This is a genomic window from Streptomyces sp. UNOB3_S3, from assembly GCF_020740895.1.
Taxonomy (GTDB): domain Bacteria; phylum Actinomycetota; class Actinomycetes; order Streptomycetales; family Streptomycetaceae; genus Streptomyces.
The window spans coordinates 1-6325 of the sequence record NZ_JAILXP010000397.1; the positions used below are offsets into that span (position 1 = coordinate 1).

Here is a 6325-nt window from a genome sequence, read left to right on the forward strand (position 1 = left end):
GCACCACACTCCCTGGATGCCGCGTCCGCCCCACGCGTGAATTAGATTCGCAGCATGCCAGCCCCCACCCGGACCCTCGCCGTCTGCGCCGCACCCGTCGTGGCCCTGCTCGCGCTCGCCGCGTTCGTGCCGCTGCCGTTCACGATCGCGCAGCCGGGGTCGACCGTGAACGTCCTCGGCTCCGACCAGGGCAAGCCCGTGATCAGCATCAGCGGCGCCGCCGGCCGGAGCACCAGCGGGCAGCTGCGCATGACCACCATCGTGGCCACCGGGCCGCACACGGAGGTCGGCCTCGGCGACGTGGTCAGCAGCTGGTTCCGCACCGACCGGGCCGTGATGCCCCACGACGCCGTCTACCCGTCCGGGCAGTCCGACAAGGAGGTGGAGGAGCACAACGTCGCCGAGATGAAGAAGTCGCAGGACTCCGCCTCCCAGGCCGCCCTGCGCCTGCTGCGGCGCTCGCCCGGCGAGGTCAAGGTCGACCTGCGGCTCGCCGACATCGGCGGGCCCAGCGCCGGGCTGCTCTTCGCGCTCGGCGTGGTCGACAAGCTCGACGGCGATGGCCGCGGCGGCGACCTCACCGGCGGCCGGACGATCGCGGGCACCGGCACCATCGACCCCGACGGCAAGGTGGGCGCCGTCGGCGGCGTCGCCCTCAAGACGCAGGCGGCGGCCCGCGACGGCGCCACGATCTTCCTCGTCCCGAAGGACGAGTGCTCGGAGGCCTCCTCCGAGCTGCCCAAGGGCCTGCGGCTGATCCCGGTCACCTCACTGCCCGACGCCGTCGACTCGCTGAAAGCGCTGAAGAGCGGGGACAACGTCCCCTCCTGCCCGGCCTGAGCGCTCCGCTGGAAGTCCGGCACGTCATCTGCCGGTGCGTCGTGGCTGGTCGCGCCCACGCGGCGGCAGCCGCATATCGACACTGCCCCGCGCCCCTTCGGGGCGCTACCGCACCGCGTCAGTCCTCCGACGCCTGCTGCACCAGCGGGATGATCCTCAGCGGCACCGGGTTCTCCATGACGATCGCCGTGGACGCCCGGACGATCCCCTCGAAGCCCACCACCCGGTCGATCACCCGCTGGAGGTCCGCGTTCGACCGGGCCACCAGCCGGCACAGCATGTCCCCGTGCCCGGTCGTGGTGTGCAGCTCCAGCACCTCGGGGACCGACGCCAGATGCGTCCGCACATCCGCGCCCTGCCCCTGCTTGATCTCCAGCGTCGCGAACGCGGTCACCGGATAGCCCAGCGCCGCCGGGTCCACGTCCGGGCCGAAGCCCCTGATCACCCCCTGCGACTGGAGCCGGTCCAGCCGGGCCTGCACCGTGCCGCGCGCCACGCCGAGGCGCCGTGAGGCCTCCAGCACCCCGATCCGCGGCTCCCCCGCGAGCAGCTCGATCAGCCGCCCGTCCAAACGATCGATCACCCTGATCCGCCTTTCGTGGTCATCATGCACAGATCGTCCGGGGCTTCTCGACCTCCTCTATGCATAATGCCCAGTGGAATCGCAAACTATTGCGCACCTTGTGGTTCGGAGAGACTCTTCGCCCATGACGCAGACCACTGATCACACCCCGCACACCGCGCGGCAGGCCGACCCCTTCCCGGTCAAGGGGATGGACGCGGTCGTCTTCGCCGTCGGGAACGCCAAGCAGGCCGCCCACTACTACTCCACCGCCTTCGGCATGAAGCGCGTCGCCTACTCCGGGCCGGAGAACGGCAGCCGCGAGACCGCGAGCTACGTTCTGGAATCCGGCAGCGCCCGGTTCGTCTTCACCACCGTGATCAAGGCGACCACCGAGCACGGCCGTTTCCTCGCCGACCACGTCGCCGAGCACGGCGACGGCGTCGTGGACCTCGCCATCGAGGTGCCCGACGCGCGGGCGGCGTACGCCTACGCCATCGAGCACGGCGCGACCGGCCTCACGGAGCCGTACGAGCTGAAGGACGAGCACGGCACCGTCGTCCTCGCCGCCATCGCCACCTACGGCAAGACGCGCCACACGCTCGTCGACCGCTCCGCCTACACCGGCCCCTACCTGCCCGGCTACGTCGCCGCCGCCCCCATCGTCGAGCCCGGCGCCCGCCGCTTCCAGGCCATCGACCACTGCGTGGGCAACGTCGAGCTCGGCAAGATGGACGAGTGGGTGAGCTTCTACAACAACGTCATGGGCTTCACCAACATGAAGGAGTTCGTGGGCGACGACATCGCCACCGAGTACTCCGCGCTCATGTCGAAGGTCGTCGCGGACGGCACCCGCAAGGTGAAGTTCCCGCTCAACGAGCCGGCGATCGCCAAGAAGAAGTCCCAGATCGACGAGTACCTGGAGTTCTACAACGGCCCCGGCGTCCAGCACATCGCGCTGGCCACCAATGACATCGTCGCCACCGTACGGGCCATGCGGGAGGCGGGCGTCCAGTTCCTGGACACCCCCGACTCCTACTACGACACCCTCGGCGAGTGGGTCGGCGAGACCCGGGTGCCCATCGACACCCTCCGCGAGCTGAAGATCCTCGCCGACCGCGACGAGGACGGCTATCTGCTCCAGATCTTCACCAAGCCGGTCCAGGACCGTCCCACGGTCTTCTTCGAGATGATCGAGCGGCACGGCTCCATGGGCTTCGGGAAGGGCAACTTCAAGGCCCTCTTCGAGGCGATCGAGCGCGAGCAGGAGAAGCGCGGCAATCTCTGACCGGGGCTCCGCCCCAAACCCCGGTCCTCAAACGCCGGACGGGCTGAAAAACCGGCCCGTCCGGTGATTGAGGACACCACGCCCAAGGGGAGAGAATCACCATGGGCGATCTGATCAAGCTCCTGAGCGAAGCGCTGCCCGCCGAGGCGGTCATCACCGACCCGGACGTGGTGACGTCCTACGCCAACGACATGGCGAGCTTCTGCGCGGCCGGTACCCCCGCCGTGGTCGTCCTGCCACGCACCGTCGAGCAGGTCCAGCACGTGATGCGCACCGCCACCGCCCTCCGCGTCCCCGTCGTCCCGCAGGGCGCCCGCACGGGGCTGTCGGGCGCGGCCAACGCTACGGACGGCTGCATCGTCCTCTCGCTCGTCAAGATGGACCGCGTCCTGGAGATCGACCCGGTCGAGCGGATCGCCGTCGTCGAGCCCGGCGTCGTCAACGCCGCCCTCTCCCGCGCCGTCGCCGAACACGGCCTGTACTACCCGCCGGACCCCTCCAGTTGGGAACAGTGCACCATCGGCGGCAACATCGGCACCGCCTCCGGCGGGCTGTGCTGTGTCAAGTACGGCGTCACCGCCGAGTACGTCCTCGGCCTGGACGTCGTCCTCGCCGACGGCCGGCTGCTCACCACCGGCCGGCGCACCGCCAAGGGCGTCGCCGGCTACGACCTCACCCGTCTCTTCGTGGGCTCCGAGGGCAGCCTCGGCATCGTCGTACGGGCCGTCCTGGCGCTCAAACCCGCGCCGCCCGCGCAACTGGCGCTGGCCGCCGAGTTCCCCTCCGTCGCCGCGGCCTGCGAGGCGGTCCGGAACATCATGGCCCGCGGGCACGCGCCGTCCCTGCTGGAGCTGATGGACGCCACGACCGTACGGGCCGTCAACTCCCTGACCCACATGGGCCTCCCGGAGACCACCGAGGCCCTGCTGCTCGCCGCCTTCGACACCCCCGACCCGGCCCGGGACCTGGCCGCCGTGGCCGGGCTGTGCCGCGCCGCCGGCGCCACCGAGGCCGTCCCCGCCGACGACGCCGCCGAGTCCGAACTGCTGCTGCAGGCCCGCCGGATGTCCCTGCCCGCGCTCGAGCGGCTGCGCCCCGCCACGATGATCGACGACGTGTGCGTACCGCGCTCCCGGCTCGCCGAGATGCTGGACGGCACCGCCGCCATCGCCCGCGAACACGGCCTGACCATCGGTGTCGTCGCCCACGCGGGCGACGGCAACACCCATCCCGTCGTCTGCTTCGACCCCGCCGACCCCGACGAGGCGCGCCGCGCCCGGGCCTCCTTCGACGCCATCATGGCCCTGGGGCTGGAACTGGGCGGCACCATCACCGGTGAGCACGGAGTGGGCCTGCTGAAGAAGGACTGGCTGGTCCGGGAGGCCGGGCCGGTGGCGATGGAGCTCCAGCGCGGCATCAAGGCCGTCTTCGACCCGCTCGGGCTGCTCAACCCCGGCAAGGTCCTCGACCCGCCGGCCGGGGGCGCGGGGGAGTGAGCCGACGGCCCGGGGGCCGGCGCGGCGGTCACTCCATCGGGTAGCCCGCCCGCGCCCGGCCCTCCCCGAACGGTGTCTTCCGCCTCACGCACCGGACGTCAGCAGTTCCTCCAGGGCCTGGTCGAGGGCGAGCCACTCGCCTTCCCGGCCCGGCGCCACGAGCCGCAGCGTCCGCTCCAGCCAGCCCGACACCTCCTTCACCGGCACCGTCACCAGCGCCCGGCCCTCCGGCGAGGACAGCGCCAGACAGACCACGGACCGTCCGTCGACCTTGCCGGGGAAGATCCGCACATCGCCGTCACCGGCGGTCCGGAACACCCCCTCGATCAGCAGATCCCTGGAGAAAGTCCAGGTCACCGGCCGTGGCGAGGTGATGTGGAAGCTGAGGTGGACGGCGTAGGGGTCCTCCGTCCGGTAGGTCAGCCGGGCCGGCACCGGAACGCTTCGTTCCGGCGACAGCACCAGGTCGGTCTCCAGGTCTCGTACCACCTCGGTGTGCATGGGCGCACCCCTCTCTGCTCGGGATCTCGGGATCCGCTCGGAATCGGTTACGGGCGAAGAGAGCGCGCCGGGCAGGTTTCATTACGCGGTTTCGGCGAACAGTTTCAAGATTTTCGTGCCGGGGCGCGGCCGTGCCGCAGTCGCACGTGTGAGTGGACCGGCCCCGTGACGGTCACAGGGGATGGGGCGTTCTGGTAGACCTGGTGACCACCCCTTATGTACGGCCGAGCAGATACGGGACACCGGAGACCATGAGCGCACCTATCTCGGGATCCGCCGACGGCAGCCCCCCTCAGGGCTTTTATCCGGACCCGTCCATTCCGGGCTACATCCGTTACTGGAGCGGTGCCGCGTGGGTGCCCGGTACGAGCCGGCCGGCGCCCGCCGAGGGCGAGCCGATGCCCGCGCCGCCGCCGTCGGTGGCCGCGGCGCGGCCTCCGGCGCCGGTCCCGCCCGTGACGCCTGCGACGCCTATGTCCGCCGAGCCGGTCGCGCGGCGCGCGGCGGACGAGACGGGGCCCGTGTTCCTGGACGAGGAGCCGGAACCGGCGGGCGGTGGCGCGTGGCAGGCGGACGGCGGCGCCCAGGAGCAGCGGGTCTCGTGGGGTGGCGATGGTGCTGCCGCTTCAGGTGCCGCCGCGCTGCCCAAGGCGCGCGATCCGCGGCTGCCCGAGCTGCCCGCGATGGAGCCGGTGGCTCCTGCGCGGGCCGAGCCGGCCGAGCGTCCCGTCCCCGCGCAGGGGCATGGGCAGGGACATGGCCAGGGACATGGGCAGGGCACTTTGGACCTGCGGCCCAAGCCGCACGGCGCGGCGCCCGGCGGGCCGCCCGCGCCGTTGTCGGCGGACGCGCCGGCCGCCCAGCAGGCGTGGCCCGCCCAGCGCGCCCGGGAGGTGGCCCCGGTCGCCCCGGCCGGGTCCCCGGGGGCCGCGCTGCCCGCGCGCCGCCCGGAGTCCGCGCCCGTTCCCGTGGAGCGGCAACAGCCGGTGGGCTGGGCCCAGCAGGTGCACCAGCTCGCCCAGCAGGGTCCGCAGGCCGTGTCCGCCGGGGCGGTGACGGAGCCGCCCGCGCCGTGGAAGCCGCCCAAGGACGACCCGTTCCTGCGCGCGGCGCAGGCGCAGGGCCGCCCCGCCGCGCTCGGCCGCAGGCTCGCCGCCCGGCTGCTGGACTCCGTCGTGCTGGGCGGAGTGGTCGGCGCGGTCGCGGTGCCGCTGTGGGCGAAGTCGGTCGAGCACATCGACGAGAAGGTGGAGCAGGCCCGGCAGACCGGCCGGACGGTCACGGTCTGGCTCCTCGACGGCACGACGGGCGGGTATCTGGCGATCGTGCTGGGCGTGCTGCTGGTCGCCGGGCTGCTGTACGAGGCGCTGCCGACCGCGAAGTGGGGCCGCACGCTGGGCAAGAAGCTGTTCGGGGTGCGGGTGCTGGACATCGAGTCGCACGACACGACGTCGGTGGGGGCGGCGGTGCGGCGGTGGCTGGTGTACGGGGGGCTCGGTGTGCTGGCCGTCGGTGTGCTGAACGTGCTGTGGTGCCTCTTCGACCGGCCGTGGCGGCAGTGCTGGCACGACAAGGCGGCGCGAACGTTCGTGGCCTCGGCGGGGGAGTAGTCCCGGCCCCCGGCACCCCCCTGCACCC

Annotated in this window: 6 protein-coding genes; 4 read left to right on the forward strand and 2 right to left on the reverse strand. The window is 72.2% G+C overall.

Features of this window, described 5'->3' with window-relative positions:
- The first annotated feature begins 54 nt into the window (after positions 1 to 54).
- Positions 55 to 840, forward strand: coding sequence for a PDZ domain-containing protein (locus tag K6I33_RS29920; RefSeq protein ID WP_229357677.1), 786 nt, complete (start codon positions 55 to 57; stop codon positions 838 to 840).
- Positions 841 to 958: 118 nt separating this feature from the next.
- Here the strand turns inward: K6I33_RS29920 and K6I33_RS29925 are convergent, their stop codons facing one another.
- Complete coding sequence (locus K6I33_RS29925) at positions 959 to 1423, reverse strand: Lrp/AsnC family transcriptional regulator (RefSeq protein ID WP_229357678.1); 465 nt, start codon at positions 1421 to 1423, stop codon at positions 959 to 961.
- A gap of 124 nt (positions 1424 to 1547) precedes the next feature.
- Between K6I33_RS29925 and hppD the strand changes: the two genes are divergently transcribed.
- Both hppD and K6I33_RS29935 read left to right on the forward strand, forming a co-directional pair.
- Positions 1548 to 2690: a 4-hydroxyphenylpyruvate dioxygenase gene (hppD, locus tag K6I33_RS29930; RefSeq protein ID WP_229357679.1), complete on the forward strand. Its 1143-nt coding sequence runs from the start codon at positions 1548 to 1550 to the stop codon at positions 2688 to 2690.
- A 101-nt stretch (positions 2691 to 2791) separates the two neighbouring features.
- Positions 2792 to 4186 (forward strand): FAD-binding oxidoreductase, encoded by a 1395-nt coding sequence (locus K6I33_RS29935; RefSeq protein WP_229357680.1) that lies wholly within the window; start codon positions 2792 to 2794, stop codon positions 4184 to 4186.
- 84 nt (positions 4187 to 4270) lie between these two features.
- Here K6I33_RS29935 and K6I33_RS29940 read toward each other — a convergent pair whose 3' ends face one another.
- Positions 4271 to 4687: an SsgA family sporulation/cell division regulator gene (locus K6I33_RS29940; RefSeq protein WP_229357681.1), complete on the reverse strand. Its 417-nt coding sequence runs from the start codon at positions 4685 to 4687 to the stop codon at positions 4271 to 4273.
- 251 nt (positions 4688 to 4938) lie between these two features.
- Between K6I33_RS29940 and K6I33_RS29945 the strand changes: the two genes are divergently transcribed.
- Entirely contained in the window at positions 4939 to 6297 is a 1359-nt protein-coding gene (locus tag K6I33_RS29945) for an RDD family protein (RefSeq protein WP_229357682.1), read from the forward strand.
- The last annotated feature ends 28 nt before the right edge of the window (positions 6298 to 6325 follow it).